This is a genomic window from Sphingobacteriaceae bacterium GW460-11-11-14-LB5 (genome assembly GCA_002151545.1).
Classification (GTDB): domain Bacteria; phylum Bacteroidota; class Bacteroidia; order Sphingobacteriales; family Sphingobacteriaceae; genus Pedobacter.
Map to the genome: position 1 here is coordinate 5,984,800 of CP021237.1, position 21,425 is coordinate 6,006,224.

The window sequence follows — 21,425 nt, forward strand, 5'->3', positions numbered from 1 at the left end:
CTTTTTTATACATTACTTGTGGTGTGTATAATGCTTGGCACCAGTGCTTTTTCGCAGGAGAAATTTAACCTTGTGAATGGTACCGTTGTTGATAAAGAAACAAAACAAGGCGTTCCGGGTGTATCTATTATTTTAGAAAGCACCAATAAAGGATTAACGCAAACCAACGGCAGCGGAAAATTTTCAGTTAACGTACCCGAGGGTTCTACTTTAATATTCAAGTTTATTGGTTACAATACACAGCGTGTAAAAATTACCAATCAGAATAATATTACCGTAACCATTTCTGAAGACCGCAAAGAGCTGGATCAGATTGTTATTGTGGCCTACCAGAAAAGGTCTAAACAAACCACTACAGGATCTTCTGTTTTAATTCAGGCCAAAGAGGTTCAGGATATTCCGGTTTCTAACGTTGAGCAACTTTTACAGGGTAAAGTACCGGGATTAAACATTCAGAACAATACCGGAGCGCCAGGTTTCAGGGGTTCGGTGCAAGTTCGTGGTTTATCCAGTTTAAGTATCTCGGGCAGCGGTAACGAATCATTTTTGCAGCCAACTTCACCGCTTTATATTATTGATGGTGTGCCCTTAGATGCGGATAAAGCTGCAGAGTTTGGTTTTCAGAGCCAGGGACCGGGTGTGAGTCCGCTTTCATTAATCCCTCAGGAAGATATCGAAGACATCCAGATTTTAAAAGATGCGCAGGCAACCTCTATGTATGGTTCGCGGGGTGCATACGGGGTAATTATCATCACCACCAAAAGAGGTAACTCTAAAGTTCCGAGAATTAGATATGTATCCAATTTCTTCGTTAAAACTCCACCAAAACTTCGCGAAACTTTAGGTGGTAATTCGGAAAGATCATTAAAAATCCAGCAGATTATTTTAAATGCTTCCAATGTGGACGATATCAGGCGGATTTCCAATACTTCATTCCTGGCCGATAGTTTAAATGCTTATTGGAACAACTCTACCGATTGGCAGGATGTATTTTTTCAAAATACCTACAACCAGAGTCATAACCTGGCTTTAGATGGCGGCGATCCTCGATTTAACTATAAAGCCAACTTAGGATATTATACCGAAAAAGGGGTAATCAAAAACACTGGTTATAATCGTTACAACCTCAATATGAACATGGAGTTTAAACCAAACGATAAATTTAGATTTTTTGGTTTTATTAACGGTTCGGTAGGAAAGCAAAACAAAGGAAATGGTGTAGGTTTATTACAATCGGGGGTAGCTGCAAATGGTCAGGTATCTACCTTATTGCCGCCACCATCTTTTTATCAGGCATCAGGAGGGGTTTTATCGGCATTACAAACATTAAACGATAACAATTCCAGAAACTTAAGAACTAACGTAGAAGCACGTTACGAGTTTATTCCAGGTTTGGCTGTATCATCTACTTTAAGTTACGATTATACTTCCGATACCGAATCTACCTTTACGCCGGCGGCGGCAAATGGGCAGTTTGCTAAGGTATACGATTATGTAGGCAGAAATTTCCAGTTGTACAATAGAAATGGGATTACCTACGCCAAAACCTTTGGCGAAAAACACAGTCTTTTTGTAAACACCTTTAACGAAATTTACAAACAGGGCGCTCAGGCTGGTATTACCCGCCAGGAAAGAACACCTAACGATCAGTTACAGGGGCCATTGGGTTACGATGCCTACTACTCGCGTGGTGGAGGGGTATTGTCTAACTATAAAAACGCAACCATTGCATCATTTGCAGGTTCGGTATCCTACGATTATGATAAAAAATATGTAGCCGAATTTTCTTACCGTTTAGATGGTACCTCATCCAGCGGATTGGAAAATCCATATTCTAAAAACCCTTCCATTGGTTTAAGGTGGAACTTTAATAAAGAGAACTGGCTGGCCGATATGAAATGGTTATCGTACGGAAGTTTGAGGTTAACCTGGGGACAAAATATTGTGCCAACGGGTAATCTCCAAAGTATTTATGGTATTTATAACCTGAACAATAACTTTAACAATAACCCAACCATTGGAATCGATTATGATATTATTCCAAATCCTAACTTAAAACCAACCACAACAAGTCAGTACAACTTAGGTTTCGATTTAGGGTTATTTAACGATAAAATCTCTGTAAACTTCGATACCTATTTTAAAAAGGTTGATAATTTATTGTTCGACAGGCTTTTATCGAATACGACCGGATTTAATAAACTGGCGAGTAACGATTTAGGTATTGCCAATTACGGATCGGAGATCATGATTACTGTGAGACCTGTTGCGAGCAAAGATTTTGATGTATCGGTTTCTGTAAATGGTGCACTTAACCGCGATGTGCTGTTAAAACTTCCGGCAGAATATAACGGGCAGTTCATCAAATTTGATGGTTCCGGTTACCTGCAACACAACGTTTACCGCGTAGGTAGAAACACACTATCTAACTATTTAAGAATCAATCAGGGCGTTTACCAAACCGATGCTGATGTGCCAACCGACCCTGTAACGGGTAAGCGCTATCAATCTAACGGGCAGTTTTTCTTAGGAGGTGATCCGATTATGAAAGATGTAAACGGAGATTATATTTTAGATGGCCGCGATTACGAAGTTACCGGTAATTCCCAGCCTTTAATCACAGGTGGTCTGTCAACCAATATCAGGTATAAAAAATGGGGCTTAAATGTTTATGCCACTTACACGGCCGACAGAACCATTTTAAATAATGCCCTGGCCGACAGGATAGCCATTATGCGCGATCCCTATTCATTAAAATCGGTGGTGCCATTAAACGACCTTAACATCTGGACCAAACCAGGGGATATTGCAAAATACCCATATCCGTATGATTACAAAAGGTTTGATCAGATCCAGCCATTAAGGGCCGACCAAACACTTTGGCAGGAAAGCGGAACCTATTTAAAAATAAGTAATGTAACCCTTTCTTACATGTTCGATAAAAAGTTTATCGCCCGTTTCGGAATGAGCAGTTTAAGGGTATATGCCTCTACAGATAACCTGATTACTTTTTCTAAGTACACCGGGCCAAATCCTGAAAACGTAACCACACTGGGTCGCGATATTTCTACAGGATATCCTGTTCCGCGTACTTATAACATTGGTGTACAGTTAGAACTTAATACAGGCAATTAATAGATATTATTATGAAAAAGTTTATCATTTATTCTTTGATTTTAGCAGCATCGTTTTCATTGCCTGCTTGTAAAAAGTTTCTGGATATCCAACCTTTAGATAAGTTATCAGGAAATAACTTCTTCCAATCTAAAGAAGATGTAGAAGCCAATATTTACGATTTATCGCGTATTGTTTTCGGTAAGTTTAACGAAACGCATTTTATAGGCGCAACAGGCGAATACCGCTCTGGCGAAGTATTATACGAAAGCCAGTCTGATTTAGCACCAGCCCGCGAGTTTGTCGAAATTTTAGGTAAAAACAACCTGTTAGGTTTATTATCAGGCGGTCGCCCATGGGATTTTTACAACTTCAACAGAATTACCGATTGGACCGATTATTACCGTGCGATACAAGGTGCCAACATTCTAATTGCGAAGCTGGACGAAGGTGTACCCGGACTTAGCGATGTGCAGAAAAACCAGTATAAAGCTGAGGCTGCATTTATCCGTTCGCTAAGTTATTTTATCATGGTCAGGTTATATGGCGATGTGGTGTATTATACCGATGCTTTCCACTCTACAGCTTTGCCTCGCGAAAATTTTGTTTCCGTATTAAACAAATGTATAGCTGATCTTAAAACCTATAAAAATCAAATTCCATGGACCTATACCGACCCATCTTTAAAAGGAGTAAGGGCCAGCCGCGGGAGCATCATTGCCTTAATTATGGAAATGAACATGTGGAATGCGGGTTTTGATGCCAACAATTCGAAAAAATATTATCAGGAAACTGCCGATTTAGGTCGCGAAATGATTGCCAGCGGTGCATACAGGTTATTGCCGATTACAGAATGGGCTACCGTAATTAAAGGAAGATCAGACGAGAGTTTGTTCGAGTTTTACCGCAGTATAAACTACGGCGATCAAAATACCAACACTGCGCCTGTGGCCGATATGTTTTTGCATTATCCATACAAAAGGCCAGAATATACCCACCGGGTAAGTTTTGCTTATTTCAGAGGAGAATACATGCAGAAAATTTTTCAGGATGGTAGCGATAAGCGAATTACCACCTGGTTTAACGAAGATATTTATGCCGATAATGGAAAATTTATGATGTTAAAATTTGCGCAGAATTCTTTCTCAACCGGTGAAGAAGATGCCAACCCTGATAACACATTCATGATTTTCAGGTATGGTGGCGAAATTTTACTCGCCGCAGAAGCACTTGCCGATTTAGGAGAAGACGCCGAAGCCACTAAGCTGGTGAATATGGTAAGAGACAGGGCGCAGGCATCAAGATATGCTGGTGGGGGTGGCTCTACCCTAAAGGATTTTATTTTTTACGAAAGATCCAGAGAATTAATTGGCGAAGGGCACCATTATTTCGATTTGGTGCGTACCAAAAGAATTTTAAGCAGCCAATGGTCGTACAACGTACTTACTTCAGATAAATTTAGCCGTGGCGCATGGACCTGGCCAATAAACGGAAATGCTTTAAATAACAATCCATTTATGCGGTTAAACGATTATTGGGTTAATGGTGGTAATTAATTTTAAATAGAAATTATACAAGATATGAAAAAGCTAATTATTGCATGTGCAGCACTTTTACTTGTTTTAAATGCCTGTAAGCGTGATGAGTATTATATAGATGGAGGGAAGGCGAAGGCAGAATTTGATGGGAACATGATGCAGTATCTTCAGGCCAAAAAAGTGCCTTTTGATACAGTGGCCCAAATTGTAAAACTGGCTGGGATGGAACAACAGTTCAGTTCGGAGAATTTCACCTTTTTTGCTTTTGATGATGATGTAGTGCGGAGAACAATCGGCAATATCCACACCAACGAAAGAGATAGAAACCCAAAGTTCGAATCCTTAAACCAATTACTTTATGAATCGGGAAGAGATACCGTAAAAACCCTCGATCAGATCAGTCCGGCCGTTTGGCGTAAATACCTGCAACGTTATATGTTTAAAGGTGTAAACATGTTAAAAGATTATCCGCAGATCGATCTGAACTTAAGAAGTATTTACCCTGGCGCCCTACACTACGATTATAACAATGATGTAGCCAACATTGGGGTCGTTTTTTACGATGCCAACGGAATTAAATACATCGGTTACAGGCAGCTTGTGCTCTCTTATATCCCCGATGTATCAAAACCGAACGATAACTGGTACCCCAATTATGTTGCATCATCTGATATTAAACCCACCAACGGAATGGTACACTCGTTAAGATACCAGGGTGCTTACCTCGGTTTCAATTTATATGAGTTTTTTAATGATGTATATAACACTGGTTTAACACCAAGTAATAATAATTAGCCTGTTATAATTTTAAAAGAATAGAATCATGAAAAAAATAAAATACATGCTAATCGTATTTTTTCTATGCTCCTTAGTTATACAGGGATGTAAGAAAGAAGAAGAATTAGGCGAAGATCCATATGCAGATGGGAAGGCTCCACTGGGTATCAGCATTAGCCAAACTTTATTACCGGTTCCGGCAGAAGGGATTGTAGGTACTACCGTAACCGTACAGGCCAAAGGTTTACTGCCTTTTAAAGATAAATTAACGTTTATGTTCAACGGCGAAAAAGCAGAAGTGCTTAGCGTTACCGAATCGGCTATCGTGGTGAAGGTTCCCGATGCCGGAAGTACAGGGATCACCTCCATTGCTATTGGCGATCAGCTGATTTTAGGTCCGCAGTTTACGGTATCAGGCCTGATAAAAAACGACATCACCTTTAAGGCAACAGCCGGAACAAATGGTTATGTGAGTCAGTTTTACGAAATGATTGATGGCAGGGCACTGGTACTTGGCAGTTTTACCAATTATGATAATAAAGGATTAATTACACCGATTAACAGAATTGCCAGAACCTCTTTAGATGGCGATTACGACCGTACTTTCAGAACAGGCAGGGGCGCAAATGGCTCGCTATCAAGAGTAATCGAAATTGGCGGACGTTTCATCATCGCCGGTGGCTTTAGTGGCTATAACCAGCGTACAGAGCACATCAGCAATATAACCAGTTTATATCCTAATGGCGCTATTGATACCATTAAAATCCAAACCAAGCGGAAACCAACCTTAACCGATACGGTTACCCAAAAATGGTTTCCTAAATTTAATGGTGGTACCAACGAATACATTAGCCGCATTTACCCGCATCAGGGCAAAATTCTGGCAACAGGTAATTTCAGGTATTACGTAAAAAGAACTTACGATAAAGACAATTACGATTTTACCAGAGATACCGTAATTCTGGATAGTACCGAAATCCGCCAGATTTTAAGGTTCAATTTAGATGGTTCTCTAGATAAAACCTATCGTTTTAATACCGCAACCAATAAAGGTAATGTGAGTGCAAATGGCCCTATTGATACCTATATGCATACCGATGCCGCCAACCTTGAAAAGTTAATGGTGTTTGGAAACTTCAGCACCTTCGATGATCAGCCTGCAGTACGTATTTTAAGGTTAAATGCCAATGGCACTAAAGATGCAAGCTTTAACCCAGGTAGTGGGGTAGATAACGCGATAACATCACTTACCTATAATGCCACCACCAGAAAATACCTGATTACTGGCGCATTTACAAAGTACAATGGTAAACCTGTATACGGAATGGCCCTAATTAATGAAGATGGCAGTCTGGATGAATCTTTCACCGCTAAATTCTTCGAAGGCGGTTACCCTTATTTTGCCCGCCAGCTTTCAGGAGGATTAATTGTAGTAAGCGGTGGTTTTAAAAAGTACAACAACGTAACCAGAAACGGTTTTATGGTGCTTACCCCTGCAGGACTGCTTGCGCCGGGATATAATGCTACCGGACCATTTTCGGGAGGCCTTTCTGATGTGATTGAAACGAAATCTGCAGACGGCAAAAAAGCACTGTTATTAATCGGAGGTTTTAACCGCTTTGATAACCAACCTTTTTATAACATCGTTAGGGTAACGATCGAATAACCAGAAGCCAATTAAATATAAATTAAGATGAGCATGACGAAAAAATATAAATTGCTGCTGGCTTTAATGGCCACCGTAATTACAACAGCCATATTTTCCTGCAATAAAGATTTCGATAGAAAACTTGTAGATAAAGACGGTACCGATACCACAAAAGTAAGATACGGAAGCCGTAAGATTTTATACCTGGTGGTTGATGGAGCAAGGGGACAATCGGTAGCGGCAGCTAATATTCCAAATATTACGGCGCTTTTACCACATTCCGTTTACAGTTGGGTGAGCTTAAATGAACCCGAAGCTACACAGAATGCCAGCAACTGGGCGAGTATGTTAACCGGAGTGAAAAAGGCGAAACACCTGGTAAATGATGATAACCTGAGTAATAATAACCTGCAGAATTACCCGGTCATCTTTAAAAGAATTAAAGAGAGCAGACCACAGACCAAAATTGTGGCACATACCCCATCTCCGGTTTTTAAATCATTAACAACAGGTGCAGATATCAGCACTTTGGCCACCAACGATGATCAGGTTAAAGCTTCGGTAATTAACGATTTAAATACCGATACCGCTTCAGTAATTTTAGGCCACTTTACCGATGTGGATAAAGCCGGCGCACAATATGGTTACGATAATTCGTTCCCGAACTATAAATCGGCAATAGAAAAATTCGATACCGGAGTGGGCGAGATGATGGCTGCATTAAAAAAACGTCCTAATTATGTTAACGAAGACTGGCTGGTTATTATCGCCTCTAGTGATGGTGGTGCATTTACCCTTCCACCCAATACCGACGATCAAACCATTTTTAGCAAACCGGCAAATAATGCTTTTATCATTTACTATAGCGCCAGTTATAATAAACGAATCCTGGTAAAGCCTTTTACAGGTAACCGGTATTTGGGTAAAACCGTAAAAATGACTGGTACAGCCATTAGGGCTGAAGTGGCCAGCGAAGATGCAGGTGTTTACAATATAGATGATACCACCAAAATGACCATCGAGCTTAAAGTTAAAAAGAACCGGGAGCAGATTTCATATCCGAGTATTTTAGGTAAAAGAAACGAATGGTCTAGTGGTCACCCGAGTGTGGGTTGGGTTATTTATTTAGAAGACCGTTACTGGTATTTCGAATGGAGGGGTACAAAAGATGGCGATTACCGTCAATGCAGAGGTGCTGATATCGTTCAGGGCAGATGGGAAAATCTTTCGGTTAAATTAGAACAACGCGGTAACCAAAGGTTTATCAGAACTTATACCAACGGAAAATTTAACAACGAGTTAGAAATTACCGGATCGGGTTCTTTAGCTAATTCGAATGCATTGAAACTGGGTTATTTAAATGGCCAGGGCCATGGAGAGCCTGATTATTACGTAACCGACATCCGTTTCTTTAAACTAGCTGTTCCGGATGGTGTAATTGAGCAATACTCTTGCGAAACATCAATCGATCAGAGCCACCCTTCATACAACTTCCTGGTTGGCTATTGGCCGGCAACTGATGGCAATGGCGATAAGATGATTGATCTTTCTTCACAGGCCCGCGATTTTAAATTGCAGGGACCATACGTTTGGGAAAATTTTAACGATTTAATCTGTCCGCCTTCAACCAGCTCCTTAGCGCTCCTGGTTCCGCAAACCACTGATATACCCGCACAAATGGTGAACTGGTTAAAAATTGCCAATAACCAGCGATGGGCGCTTGATGGCAGGGTTTGGTTAGACCAATAAACAAGAATATGATCATTTAAATATCGAACATGAAAAAAATTATATACACCGTATTAATGGGTTTGACAATCATGATTGTTGCCTATTCTTGTAAAGAATCTCAAATAGATGATTTGGATCTACCGCCTTCGGCAAGCAGAAGTATTACCGGCGAAGGAATTGTTGTGGGCAATGTATCAATAGATAACCAGTTTGTTAAAGTTCCCTTCAAAATTTCCCTTTCTGGAACTGCGGAAGAAGCTTTTCAGGTAGGCTTAACCCTAAATAACGATACGGTAACGCAATTAATCAATAATGGTGGTTTAACCAATGCGGTGCTCATGCCTTCCGCTGCGGTAGAATATCCAAACGTAATTAATGTGTCGTATGGAACAGATAATGCCGAAGGAGTGGCCATTGTTCGCCGCTCGGTATTGGAGCGTTATTTTGGTAAAAAAGTGGTTTTTGCCTTAAAACTTTCAGCACCAGGTAAAGGCAATAAAATTGCCAATGGTAAATCGAATATCCTGGTGATCATCAACACCGAAGAATTATTAAAATCTACCGATATCCATTTTTTAAGTTTTCAGGGTGGAGGGATTTATAACGTAACTCAGGGACCTAACTATCAGGTAGGACCTGCTGGGGTTATTATCCCCCTCATTATCAGTCTCGATAATGCACCTTCAACAGCCTTTAATGTGAAAATCAGGGATAATGTAGATACTATTGCCACCCTGGTATCAAGCGGGGTATTGCCGGCAAATGCGATTCACCTGGCGGCTAAAGATTTTACTATCGATACTTTGGTGAGATTTAATACCGGTGCAACGAATGCCATAGTGAGGTTATCTATTCCATGGCCGGTATTCGATGCAAATATTGTGGCCAATAAAAAATTCGCCTTTGCCTTAAGCTTGAGCGATAATACCAATCATGTTATCCATCCTACAAAAGGAAAAGTAATTGTGGTGGTTGATCCAAGTGTAAACCTGGATAACAACTCGCCAATTATTGGAAATGGAACAGGTTTGATTGCCAAATATTACACCAATACACAACTGGCACCAGACGACGGGCGCGAGCCTTTTGCAACCCGGGTAGATGGTACGATCGAATTCTCGGGCGATGGCTGGCCGGATAATGTAAAAAATACTGCCGGCGCTTCTTTGAGCAGGGATAACTTCGCTACCAAATGGGTGGGCGAGTTCCTGGCACCGGTAAGGGGCGACTATATTTTCTATCAAACCCGTTGGGATGATGGATCGAGACTATTTATCAACGGAAAAGCCATTATCGACGATTATACCACACAGTGGGATAAACCAGAACGAAAAGCAACCATTCGTTTAGAACGTGGTATCAGATATAAAATTGAAGCACATCACCGCGAAAATGTTGGCGGACAACAGGCATATCTCGAATATGAAGTTCCATCAGCAGGTATAACCGGTAAACGTGCCGTACCAAGAACACAATTATTTCCAACTCCTTAAACTTGAATAGATATGAAAAGTAATATGAAAAGATTATTGGGTACATGCTCACTCTTACTACTCATTGTAATGTTAACCGTGAAATGTAAAAAAAGCGAAAACGTAGAGATTGTTCCGGAAGTAGAAGAACCAAAGCCTACAGCTGGTTTTACCTTTGTAAAACCCGACACCTTAAAATTTTTAGAGTACCAGTTTACCGGAAGTTCTACAAATTATAAAAGTTTATTGTGGCAGTTTGGCGATGACAGTACCTCTGTTGCCGTAAACCCGAAACATACTTACCGTTTCCCGGGAAAATATAAGGTAACCTTAACAACCAGAAATGGCCAGGGCTATACCGCTGCCAAAGAAGTCGTGCTTAATGTGGTCGATCCGACGATAAATTACTCCATTTGTGGCGAAAATTACATGAAAACCATTGGCGGTAAATTTTCAGTTAACCTGGAGGCTGGTGCAGGAGCAGATTCTGGCGAAGGCTCCAAAAAACTCGTCGATCAGGATATCAATACGAAATTCTTACAGGCCGGTTTCGATGGTACGCAAAAATGTACCTTCGAATTAAATACCCCACAGGTGGTAGGTGCTTATACCCTAACTTCGGGTAATGATGCTGCAGACCGCGATCCAAGATTCTGGATTTTGCAAGGTTCTTTAGACGGTATCCAGTATACCGATTTACATACGGTAACAGTATGCCCCTGGGAGAATACAAACGATGGTCCGAGTAGGAAACAGACTAAACTTTTCCACTTCGATAATTACATTGCTTACAAATTTTACCGTCTTTACATTAAATCGAATAGAGGAAGCCGCGTGTTTCAACTGGCCGAGTGGACCATCAACAAAAAACAACCTTAGCTTATAGGTTTTACACACAATTTGAAAGATACATGGAGCTTAAAAACTTCATGTATTTTTTTGAAGGTTGTTTTTAAGTGTCATTTAGACAATTAAAACCGGACTTCCCTTGCAAAAAGTAAATTATATTTTATACATTAGTAAAACGTTTAACTAACGCTGAATCTAACCATAATATAAATCAGATTTCAATACACACACAAATTATGAACAAAATCAACACTTTAAAATTTTTAGGCATACTGGGCTGCATGTTTGCAGGCAACATGCTCAAGGCACAGGAGCGAAAGGCGCCGGCTTATCCCTTAATTACGCATAATACCTATTTCAGTATTTGGTCTAACACAGATAAATTAAACGAATCTGCTACCCAACATTGGACAGGTGCCGATCATTCTCTTTTAGGAATGATTAATGTTGACGGTGGTATTTATCGCTTTTTAGGTAAAGAAACCACTACCTATAAAACGGTTGTACCTGCTTCAGATGAAAAAGCTTATGAAGTAAAATATACCGAAACCGAACCCCAAGGCGATTGGAAGGCAGCCAACTATACCGCCAGCAACTGGCAAACGGGTAATGCACCCATAGGAGACGATGCCAAAAACGTGAAAACATTATGGAAATCGCACGATATCTGGGTAAGAAGAACTTTTAATATAGTTAACCCGGCAGCAATAAACGAGTTGTTTTTAAAGATCAATCACGATGATAATATTGAGGTTTACCTAAACGGGAAGAAAATTTACACCAAAGAAGGCTGGACCAATAATTTCCAATACATTGCGTTAAGCAACAGCGATAAAAGCGCATTAAAAGCTGGATCGAACGTAATTGCGATTCATTTAATCAATACTGCAGGTGGCCGTTTCCTTGATTTTGGTTTGGTAGACCGCTTAAAAGATAATGCCGAAAAAGTACAGATCGCTAAGCAAAAAAGTGTTGATATTAATGCCACACAAACCATTTATAACTTTACCTGCGGTAAGATCGATTTAAAATTAACGTTTACCTCTCCCTTGTTAATGAACGATTTGGGTTTATTTGCACGTCCGGTTTCTTATGTTTCCTATCAGGTAAAAGCAAACGACGGTAAAACCCACCAGGTAAAAGTATACTTAAGTGCATCGTCAAACATTGCAGTTTATCGTCCTGCGCAGGAAGTTACCGCAAGCAAATACAGCACCGCTAAATTATCGGTATTAAAAACGGGCACGGTAGAACAGCCAGTTCTTCAAAAAGCGAGTGATGACATGCGGATTGATTGGGGTTACTTTTATGTGGCTGCGCCAAAAACAAGCAATGCCATCCAGTTTGTAACGGCTGAAAAAGATGCTGCTGACGCTTTTAGAAAAGGCAATTCAGCTTCAACCGCTAAACAGGGTAAAATGCTCGCATTAAATACCGTTATCCCTTTTGGAGCCGTAGGTAAAGCTGCAGTAGAAAAATATATTGAACTGGGCTATGATGAAATTTATTCTGTTCAATATTTTAACAAAAATTTAAGGCCATGGTGGAATACCTCAGGCAAAGAAACCATCGAAGCGCAACTAACCGCTGCTGCAGATGAGTACAAAACGGTGATCCAGAAATGCGAGGCTTTTAATAAAACTTTATATGCCGATGCCTTAAAATCAGGCGGTAAAGAATATGCCGATTTATGTGTTTTAGGTTATCGCCAGAGCATTGCAGCACATACTTTGGTAAAGAGTCCGCAAGGCGAGATTTTATGGTTATCTAAAGAAAACAACAGTGGAGGTTTCATCAATACCGTCGATGTAACTTACCCTTCGGCACCATTGTACCTGATTTATAACCCCGAATTATTACAGGGCATGTTGAACGGTATTTTCTATTTCAGCGAAAGCGGAAAATATCCTCATCCCTGGGCTGCTCACGATTTAGGAACTTACCCATTGGCAAACGGACAAACTTATGGCGAGCCGATGCCGGTTGAAGAATCGGGTAACATGATTATTTTAACGGCTGCCATTGCCAAAGCACAGGGAAATGCCGATTATGCCAAAGCACATTGGAAAACCTTAACCACCTGGGTTGATTATTTAACCAAAGAAGGTTTGGATCCAAAAACACAGTTATGTACCGACGATTTTGCTGGTCACCTGGCCCGTAATGCCAACTTATCGGTAAAAGCGATTGTAGGCATTGCCAGTTATGCGCAGATGGCACAAACCCTAGGTTATGATGATGTAGCTAAAAAATACAGGGCTATTGCCGAAAGTATGGTGCCGAAATGGATAGAAATGGCCGATGCCGGCGATCATTATGCTTTAACTTTTGATAATAAAAATACATGGAGCCAGAAGTATAACCTGGTTTGGGATAAAGTTTTAAAGTTAAACCTGTTTCCGCAAAAGATATACGAAACCGAAACCAAATACTACCTGACTAAACAAAATAGATACGGTATTCCATTAGATAGCAGAAAAGCCTACACTAAAAATGACTGGATTCTGTGGACGGCTACCTTTGCACCAACACAAAGCGAATTCGAAGCCCTGGTTCATCCGGTTTACAAACATGCTATCGAAACCGAATCGAGAGTGCCTTTGAACGATTTCTACGATTCGAACACAGGTATCCGCGATAATTTTAAAGCGCGTAGCGTAGTGGGCGGTTTTTATATGAAAATGCTTGCCGATAAACTAGCCGGTAAATAAAATCTTACCCTTCAAAATTAACAATTCAAGGACCTGTATTTAGTTGCAGGTCCTTTTTTATTCCCCTTGGTCTGTGTCCTCACAGACCAACTAGACATACTCAAGCGAGACCTATCGGTTGGTGGCTCACCTACCGAAATGAAGGTGTGCTTACTAAAATACTTTTTATGATTAGGAAATGGATGGCCTGTAGTTCCTGGCGGTTTGCAGCCCCGCCATTCGCTGTAGCTCCGATGGAAGGATCGGAGGCTGCCGCTACTGTCGGGTTTAGGCACAAAGGCTGGTGCACCATGCAACCTTAAAAATGAAACACTGTTTTGGCCACCTAGCCCTATCCCCTTGGTCTGTGTCCTCACAGACCAACTAGATATATCAGGCGCGGCCTATCGGTTGGTGTCTCACCTACCGAAATGAAGGTGTGCTTACTAGAATACTTTTTATGATTAGGAAATGGATGGCCTGTAGTTCCTGGCGGTTTGCAGCCCCGCCATTCGCTGTAGCTCCGATGGAAGGATCGGAGGCTGCCGCTACTGTCGGGTTTAGGCACAAAGGCTGGTGCACCATGCAACCTTGAAAATGAAACACTGTTTTGGCTCCATAGCCCCCTGCCCGAAGCAGGCGGGCGGTTGAAGCGTTACCCTGCAGCAACGAGGAACGAGGCAGCGAAGCGTAAAAGCGTAAAACGGGAAGAAACTTAGTGTTTTGTACTGGCCTTGCGCTTCAAATAGAAATTAGGTTTTTTATCCAATCGGTTGGTGTTTCACCGACAGAAATAAAGTAGGCATACGATTTATCTTTCAAAACTCAAATTCCAGCTGGTTGCTCTCCGGCTTTTCGATCTCTACATCATCATAAAACCGTGATAAGGTAATACCTAGAAGCCTCACCTGCGTGGTGCCGAGAGCGGCCTCTTCCAAAAGTTTAATGGCTTCAGCATAAATTACCTCTGCTTTGTTAATCGGTGCAGCGAAAGAGCGGCTGCGGGTGATCAGTTTAAAATCGGCAAACTTGATTTTTAAGGTTACCGTTTTTCCGCTGAGTTGATATTTTTCCAAACGTTTGGCCACCGTTTCACTGATCTGTTTCAGGAGGTCGTGCATCACCGAATCCTCATTGGTATCCTCCGGAAAGGTATCTTCTGCACCTACCGATTTGGTTTCGCGATGCGACTGAACCGGGCGCTCGTCAATACCGCGGACAATTTTATAATAAAATCTTCCCGATTTCCCGAATTGGGCTACAAGCTGTGCTTCTGTTAATTTTTTTAAATCTGCACCAGTATTAATCTGCATGGCCTTCATTTTGGCTCCGGTAACTTTGCCTACGCCAAAGAATTTTTCGACCGGAAGTTTTTCCATAAAAGCTTTAATCTTCGATGGGCCAATAAAAGTTAAACCATCTGGTTTGTTCATATCTGAAGCTACCTTTGCAACAAATTTATTGATGGAAACGCCTGCGGAGGCCGTTAAATTTAATTCATTTTTAATGGCATCTTTAATGGATTGAGCAATGTCAATAGCCGATCCAATGCCGAGTTTGTCTTCAGTAACGTCAAGATAGGCTTCATCCAATGATAAGGGTTCAATGAGATCCGTGTACCGGCTAAAAATTTCCCTAAGCGCTTTCGAAACCGCAGTGTAAGCATCAAAACGGGGGTAGACGAAAATGGCTGTCGGGCAAAGCTGGTAAGCTTTACTGGAAGACATTGCCGAACGGATTCCATATTGCCGGGCTTCGTAACTGGCTGTTGAAACTACGCCACGGCTATCAGGCTTGCCACCCACCACTAAAGGCTTTCCTCTGTATTCGGGAAAATCACGTTGCTCTACCGATGCATAAAATGCATCCATATCAATATGAATTATTTTTCTTAAAACCGTTGGTGTTAAATCAGACATGCAATGATCTAAATTTCGCGATTTTTATCAGGATTATTCAGTTAGATTTTTTTTCTTTACAAAATATGGAAAGAGCAATTCGTTTTTATAAAAATGCAAAGCACGAATGGTATGCCGATATACCAGAATGGGGTGGAGCTATTGCCGATTTGCAAATGGTTGAAGGCGCAGATGAATTATTAAACTGGATAGCCACTGTTGAAAGCGAATGTAAATTACTGATGGCTGATGCGCCTATTGAAAATGCGGAGATTTTGGATCTTGTATATGCGCGTGAAGAGAATTTGGGTGGTGGTGGAGATTATCTGTTAGAAAACTTTAGAGGAGAATTTAAAAACCATAAACTTTGGCTTTGCCACGTAACGGAGTTTGTTTTTAAGCAGTTGCCCGAGCGTATTTATTTTAAAGAAATTGATTAAGTATGATCATTGGGAAATAAAGATATTGGAGTTTTATTCGTTGCGTCCGTCATCCTGAACTTGTTTCAGGATCCATTTAAGCACCATTCGTTTACTATTGATTTATCATTATTAAATAGCCAGACGGGATCCATCGTGCAGAAGACCCTGAAACAAGTTCAGGGTGACGGTTCTGGGTAGTATCAAATTAATTCAACAATATTTCTACCTTATTCAGTAACGAATCCATTTCGAATGGTTTTTCCATAAAATCATTTGCACCCGCATCCAGCGCAGATTGCCTGATGTCTCTGCTCGCCGAGATCATTAAAATCGGGATCTCCTTATATTGTGGATCGTTTTTAAGTTGTTTGCATATATCCCTGCCATCATGCCCGCTCATCCAGATGTCGAGCATAATCAGATCTGGTTTGTTTTTAACCGCATCAATTACTGCTCCACCATCATATGTAAATTCAACATCGTAACCCATCACTTCCAAAATCATCGTCACAGCATCAACAATTCCTTCGTCATCATCGGCAATGAGTATTTTCTTATTTCCCATTTTGTAATTTTATTTCATATGGTTTTGTTTTGCAATCGGTACAATGAGATGATTAACAGCGTATAATTATTAAAGCGGTAAAGATGCTTTTTGTTTTAAAAAAAATGAATATTTATTTAAAGAATTTTACCATTATGACAATCAACGACTTTTTCAATGGGATTTCATCGATGATTGTACAGGCGCATCAATACAACCTGAAATACACAATTTTAAAGCTTATCAAATATTTTGGACATTTATAGTTTATATTTACAGCGTTTATTCGAATTAATTGGGTTTAATAACCAAAAATGGATAGTATTAATATTAAGAAGTTAGCAGAAGCATTAAATTTATCTACTTCTACCATTTCGAGGGCTTTTAGGGATAATAGTGACATTAATGGAGCTACCAAAGCACGTATATTAGCCAAAGCAAAAGAATTAAACTATCAGCCTAACCATTACGCCAGTAATTTAAGGGAGCAAAAAAGTAAAACCATTGCGGTTATTGTACCCGAACTGGCCAATAATTATTTCTCACAGGCCATTCATGGTATTGAACGTTTAGCCAGAGAAAATGGTTACCATATTCTGATTTACGTAACGGATGATGATTATAATAAAGAAGTAACTTTTATCCGTCACTTACACAACGGCAGGGCCGATGGTATTATCATGTCGGTTTCAGGAGAAGCCAATGACCATAATTACCTGAATAAATTTGGCAGCAAAAGATTACCATTGGTGTTTTTCGACCGGATTTACGAAGACATTGATACCCCAAGGGTAATTACAAACGATTATAACAGCAGTTTTCTGGCTACAGAGCATTTAATAGAGCAGGGTTGCAAACGAATTGCCTATCTGGTGGTGAATAAAAGTTTATCCATTGGTAAAACCCGTATGCAGGGCTATATTGATGCGTTGACCAAACACCAGATTCCCTTTGAAGAACACCTGATTGTTGATTGCAGCAACAGTTACGAAGAAAACAGCATTATCATCAAACAAGCTTTAACGCAATTAAAACCCGATGGTATTTTTACCTCGGTAGAGCGTTTGGCCTTCGCCACATACTATGCCTGTTACGATCTGCATATCAACATTCCAAAAGACTTAAAGGTGATTAGTTTTTCCAGTCTGGAAATTGCGCCTTTGTTAAATCCCTCCCTCACCACCATTACCCAACCGGCTACCGAAATAGGAGAGGAAGCGGCTAAATTATTGTTTACTATTTTGGATGATCATGCCGATAAAAACCTGCCAAATGAGGTGGTTTTAGAATCTAAAATTATCAAGCGGAATTCGACCGTAAACGGCTAAAAAATACCCTTAAAAACGAGCTCATTTTTAGCCGTAAATTTTCAAAAAATTTCTTCACTTAGTGTAAAATACGCAGAATTCTGACCAATTTTCGGGAACGTTCCCGAAAGATGACTGAATTTTGATCTACTTTTTTCGGGAACGTTCCCGAAAAAAGTCCCAAAAATGGCTTAGTGTAATAATTACACTTTAAATTAAAATTTAACAGTTATAATTTATTGATTATCAAATAATTATAAAATTAACAATTATTTAATATAGATTTTTACCGTTGATAAAAAGCTCAGTTTTGTGTTGATTTTCCGGCTGCAATTTTGGTCGGAAATATATTTTTTAAATAAATTTTGAAATATCATTAACAGCTGTAAATTAGGCCTATGTGTAAATCACTATAATATTTAACCAAATTTTTATACTTAAACGAGCTTCAAATATGAGAGTATTTTACCTGTTAAAACAGGGGCTTTTGGTGCTGTTAGTTTTTTCAGCATTAATGGTAAAAGCACAAACCGGATCGGTGTCTGGTAAAGTGCTTGATGAAACCGGCCTGCCATTACCTGGCGCTTCTGTAGTTGTAAAAGGAACGACAAGAAGTACATCAACTGATGCGAATGGTAATTATAAACTAGGAGGTTTATCGGATGGTTCGATAACCTTATCTGCAAGTTTTGTCGGTTATCAAACCCTTGATAAAGCCGTAAGCATTTCAGCAAATGCTACTGTTAATTTTCAATTGGTACCCGATGCACAAAAACTGAACGAAGTTGTGGTGATCGGTTACGGTACTGCAGAAAAGAAAAACCTAACCGGATCTATTACCACCGTAAGTGCGAAAGATTTTCAAAAAGGCGCAATTACCACACCTGAGCAATTAATTCAGGGTAAGGTAGCAGGGGTGAACATCATCTCTAACAGCGGTCAACCTGGAGTAGGTAGCCAGATCCGTATCCGTGGTGGAGCATCATTGAATGCCAGTAACGATCCGTTAGTGGTAATTGATGGGGTGCCATTTAGTGGTAATACCATCGATAATGCGCCAAGTCCGTTATCGTTGATTAATCCGAACGATATAGAAACCTTTACCGTACTGAAAGACGCAAATGCAACCGCTATTTATGGTTCAAGGGCATCAAACGGGGTAATTTTAATCACCACTAAAAAAGGTGGTTCTGGTGCACCTGTAATTAACTTTAGTACCAATAACTCCATTGCAACAGTGGCCAGAAAAGTAGATGTACTGTCTGCTGATCAGGTTCGCGCCTATGTTAATGCGAATGGCAATGCGACACAAAAAGCCTTGTTGGGAACGGCAAATACCGATTGGCAGGATGCCATTTACCAGCGTGCATTTACCTCTGATAATAACCTGAGTATAGCAGGTTCGTTCAAAGGTGTGCCTTACCGTGTTTCAGCAGGTTACTTAGATCAGGATGGTTTATTGATTACCGATAAGTTAAAACGTGGAACAGGTTCAATTACTTTATCACCAAGATTGTTTAAAGATCATTTAAAGATCGATTTAAACTTAAAAGGATCGTTAACCGATTCGCATTTTGCAAATGCTGGTGCAATTAACTCAGCTATTCAGTTCGATCCAACACAGCCAATTTATGCAGACAATAAATACGGTAATTATTTTGAATGGACACAAGGTACAGGAAGTGCAATGGTTCCGAACCCAAATGCACCACGTAACCCTGTTGCATTAATCAGATTACAGGATAATAACGGTAATGCTGCACGGAGTGTAGGTAACGCTAAATTCGATTACTCATTTCACTTTTTACCAGAATTACACGCGAACCTAAATCTTGGTTACGATGTATCTAAAGGTTATGGTAGCATTGCTGTGCCAACTTACGCTGCTCAATCTGCAGCAACAAGCGGCTCATTTTCTAGGGCTTTAAAAACAGAAGCTGATAAATTTTCTGAGTTCTATTTAAATTATGCACATACCGTAGAAAGCATTAAAAGTAGATTTGATGTAACTGCTGGTTATGGTTATTATGATATTGCCACCACTGGTTATAACTTTACCAACTACACCGGGTTAGGTGTACCAATCGTTACCCCGGTTTTCCCATTTTCTGTAGAACGTAATAAAATGCTTTCTTACTACGGAAGATTTAACTATACTCTTGCTGATAAATACATCCTGTCGGCTACGATGCGTGCCGATGCTTCTTCAAAATTTGCTGAAAGCAATCGCTGGGGATATTTCCCTTCAGTGGGTTTTACCTGGAGAATTATCGGAGAAAATTTCCTTAAAGACAGCAAAGTGTTATCTGATCTGAAATTGAGATTAAGTTATGGCGAAACAGGTAATAAGGATGGTGCTGATATTGGTAACTACAATTACATCGCTAAATATTATGCCAGCAGCAATACAGGTCAATACCAGATTGGCAATACTTTTTACAATTATTATGCCCCGGCTGGATATGATCCTGATTTGAGATGGGAAACCACTACTACTTATAATGCAGGTTTAGATTATGGATTTTTAGGCGGAAGGTTATATGGTAGCATTGATGTGTATTATAAAAAAACTGCCGATTTATTAAGTAAGATTACCATTCCGGTAGGAACAAACTTTAGCAATGAACTGGTTACCAACGTAGGTAATATGGATGTTAAAGGTGCAGAAGTAAGCTTAAATTTTACGGCCGTTAAAACTGAAAATACCACCTGGGATTTTGGTGTAAATGCCTCTTACAATAAAAGAAAGGTAACCAATTTAACCCTGAACCCGAACTCTGGATTTAAAATCGATGCTGGTGATATCTCAGGCGGAACCGGTATCCACTTAAAATACAATGCGGTTAATCAGATTCCTCAATCCTATTTTGTGTACAAACAGGTTTATGATGCAGGCGGCAAACCATTAGAAGGTGTTTATCAGGATTTAAATGGTGATGGTACGATTACTACTGATGATCAGTATTTCTATAAATCACCGGATCCTCAATTTACTTTTGGTTTCAATACCTCATTTACCTACAAAAAATGGAGTGTTAATACGGTTTTAAGAGCCAGTTTAGGCAATTACGTTTATGATAACGTGAGTTCGAACTTTGGTATCAAATCAAACCTGTTAAGTTCGGTAGGTATCCTGAATAATGCCAGCAGTGATATATTGAATACTGGTTTTACCAATACGCAATACCTGAGCGATTACTATATCAAGAATGCATCCTTTCTGAAAATGGATAATTTAGGTTTAGCCTATAATATTGGCAAACTATCTAAAGATGGAACCGCAACGATGAGAATTTCGGCAAACTGCCAGAATGTTTTCGTTGTAACGAAATACAAAGGTCTTGATCCGGAATTAGCTACAGGTATCGATTATAACCTGTATCCACGACCAAGAACATACACGCTAGGTTTAAACGTTGGTTTTTAATAGAAGAA

The 21,425-nt window shown here is 40.0% G+C and carries 14 protein-coding genes; 11 read left to right on the forward strand and 3 right to left on the reverse strand.

Annotated elements, in window-relative coordinates; translation table 11 throughout:
* The first annotated feature begins 30 nt into the window (after window positions 1-30).
* From CA265_24565 to CA265_24600, 8 genes are all read left to right on the forward strand, one after another.
* Window positions 31-3,135, forward strand: coding sequence for a SusC/RagA family TonB-linked outer membrane protein (locus CA265_24565; protein ID ARS42662.1), 3,105 nt, complete (start codon window positions 31-33; stop codon window positions 3,133-3,135).
* A gap of 11 nt (window positions 3,136-3,146) precedes the next feature.
* On the forward strand, window positions 3,147-4,670 hold the full coding sequence (locus CA265_24570; GenBank protein ARS42663.1) for a RagB/SusD family nutrient uptake outer membrane protein: 1,524 nt from the start codon (window positions 3,147-3,149) through the stop codon (window positions 4,668-4,670).
* Between the two features lie 24 nt (window positions 4,671-4,694).
* Window positions 4,695-5,447, forward strand: coding sequence for a hypothetical protein (locus CA265_24575; protein ID ARS42664.1), 753 nt, complete (start codon window positions 4,695-4,697; stop codon window positions 5,445-5,447).
* Window positions 5,448-5,475: 28 nt separating this feature from the next.
* Window positions 5,476-7,095 carry a hypothetical protein gene (locus tag CA265_24580; protein ID ARS42665.1) on the forward strand — a complete coding sequence of 540 codons (1,620 nt, stop codon included), beginning with the start codon at window positions 5,476-5,478 and terminating at the stop codon, window positions 7,093-7,095.
* Window positions 7,096-7,122: 27 nt separating this feature from the next.
* Complete coding sequence (locus CA265_24585) at window positions 7,123-8,826, forward strand: hypothetical protein (GenBank protein ID ARS42666.1); 1,704 nt, start codon at window positions 7,123-7,125, stop codon at window positions 8,824-8,826.
* A 29-nt stretch (window positions 8,827-8,855) separates the two neighbouring features.
* Window positions 8,856-10,301 carry a hypothetical protein gene (locus CA265_24590; GenBank protein ID ARS42667.1) on the forward strand — a complete coding sequence of 482 codons (1,446 nt, stop codon included), beginning with the start codon at window positions 8,856-8,858 and terminating at the stop codon, window positions 10,299-10,301.
* A gap of 12 nt (window positions 10,302-10,313) precedes the next feature.
* Window positions 10,314-11,159, forward strand: a complete 846-nt coding sequence (locus CA265_24595; GenBank protein ARS42668.1) for a hypothetical protein — start codon at window positions 10,314-10,316, stop codon at window positions 11,157-11,159.
* A 206-nt stretch (window positions 11,160-11,365) separates the two neighbouring features.
* Window positions 11,366-13,840, forward strand: coding sequence for a glutaminase (locus tag CA265_24600; protein ARS42669.1), 2,475 nt, complete (start codon window positions 11,366-11,368; stop codon window positions 13,838-13,840).
* Between the two features lie 402 nt (window positions 13,841-14,242).
* Here the strand turns inward: CA265_24600 and CA265_24605 are convergent, their stop codons facing one another.
* Both CA265_24605 and CA265_24610 read right to left on the reverse strand, forming a co-directional pair.
* A complete protein-coding gene (locus tag CA265_24605; protein ARS42670.1) occupies window positions 14,243-14,488 on the reverse strand; it encodes a hypothetical protein in 246 nt (81 codons plus the stop codon).
* Between the two features lie 149 nt (window positions 14,489-14,637).
* Complete coding sequence (locus CA265_24610) at window positions 14,638-15,738, reverse strand: DNA polymerase IV (protein ARS42671.1); 1,101 nt, start codon at window positions 15,736-15,738, stop codon at window positions 14,638-14,640.
* Between the two features lie 65 nt (window positions 15,739-15,803).
* On the opposite strand from CA265_24610, the gene CA265_24615 reads away from it, so the two are divergent.
* Window positions 15,804-16,157, forward strand: a complete 354-nt coding sequence (locus CA265_24615; GenBank protein ARS42672.1) for a hypothetical protein — start codon at window positions 15,804-15,806, stop codon at window positions 16,155-16,157.
* A 187-nt stretch (window positions 16,158-16,344) separates the two neighbouring features.
* On the opposite strand, the gene CA265_24620 is transcribed toward CA265_24615, so the two are convergent.
* On the reverse strand, window positions 16,345-16,704 hold the full coding sequence (locus CA265_24620) for a response regulator (GenBank protein ARS42673.1): 360 nt from the start codon (window positions 16,702-16,704) through the stop codon (window positions 16,345-16,347).
* Window positions 16,705-16,997: 293 nt separating this feature from the next.
* Between CA265_24620 and CA265_24625 the strand changes: the two genes are divergently transcribed.
* Together CA265_24625 and CA265_24630 are read left to right on the forward strand one after the other, a co-directional pair.
* Entirely contained in the window at window positions 16,998-18,011 is a 1,014-nt protein-coding gene (locus CA265_24625; protein ID ARS42674.1) for a LacI family transcriptional regulator, read from the forward strand.
* A gap of 433 nt (window positions 18,012-18,444) precedes the next feature.
* Window positions 18,445-21,417, forward strand: coding sequence for a SusC/RagA family protein (locus CA265_24630; GenBank protein ID ARS42675.1), 2,973 nt, complete (start codon window positions 18,445-18,447; stop codon window positions 21,415-21,417).
* Window positions 21,418-21,425: the final 8 nt, after the last annotated feature.

What these genes read in the sequence shown, in the direction of transcription:
- CA265_24565 (ARS42662.1), top strand. Translation starts at nt 31, where the DNA reads ATGCTTGGCACCAGTGCTTTTTCGCAGGAGAAATTTAACCTTGTGAAT.
- CA265_24570 (ARS42663.1), top strand. Translation starts at nt 3,147, where the DNA reads ATGAAAAAGTTTATCATTTATTCTTTGATTTTAGCAGCATCGTTTTCA.
- CA265_24575 (ARS42664.1), top strand. Translation starts at nt 4,695, where the DNA reads ATGAAAAAGCTAATTATTGCATGTGCAGCACTTTTACTTGTTTTAAAT.
- CA265_24580 (ARS42665.1), top strand. Translation starts at nt 5,476, where the DNA reads ATGAAAAAAATAAAATACATGCTAATCGTATTTTTTCTATGCTCCTTA.
- CA265_24585 (ARS42666.1), top strand. Translation starts at nt 7,123, where the DNA reads ATGAGCATGACGAAAAAATATAAATTGCTGCTGGCTTTAATGGCCACC.
- CA265_24590 (ARS42667.1), top strand. Translation starts at nt 8,856, where the DNA reads ATGAAAAAAATTATATACACCGTATTAATGGGTTTGACAATCATGATT.
- CA265_24595 (ARS42668.1), top strand. Translation starts at nt 10,314, where the DNA reads ATGAAAAGTAATATGAAAAGATTATTGGGTACATGCTCACTCTTACTA.
- CA265_24600 (ARS42669.1), top strand. Translation starts at nt 11,366, where the DNA reads ATGAACAAAATCAACACTTTAAAATTTTTAGGCATACTGGGCTGCATG.
- CA265_24610 (ARS42671.1), bottom strand. Translation starts at nt 15,738, where the DNA reads ATGTCTGATTTAACACCAACGGTTTTAAGAAAAATAATTCATATTGAT.
- CA265_24615 (ARS42672.1), top strand. Translation starts at nt 15,804, where the DNA reads ATGGAAAGAGCAATTCGTTTTTATAAAAATGCAAAGCACGAATGGTAT.
- CA265_24620 (ARS42673.1), bottom strand. Translation starts at nt 16,704, where the DNA reads ATGGGAAATAAGAAAATACTCATTGCCGATGATGACGAAGGAATTGTT.
- CA265_24625 (ARS42674.1), top strand. Translation starts at nt 16,998, where the DNA reads ATGGATAGTATTAATATTAAGAAGTTAGCAGAAGCATTAAATTTATCT.
- CA265_24630 (ARS42675.1), top strand. Translation starts at nt 18,445, where the DNA reads ATGAGAGTATTTTACCTGTTAAAACAGGGGCTTTTGGTGCTGTTAGTT.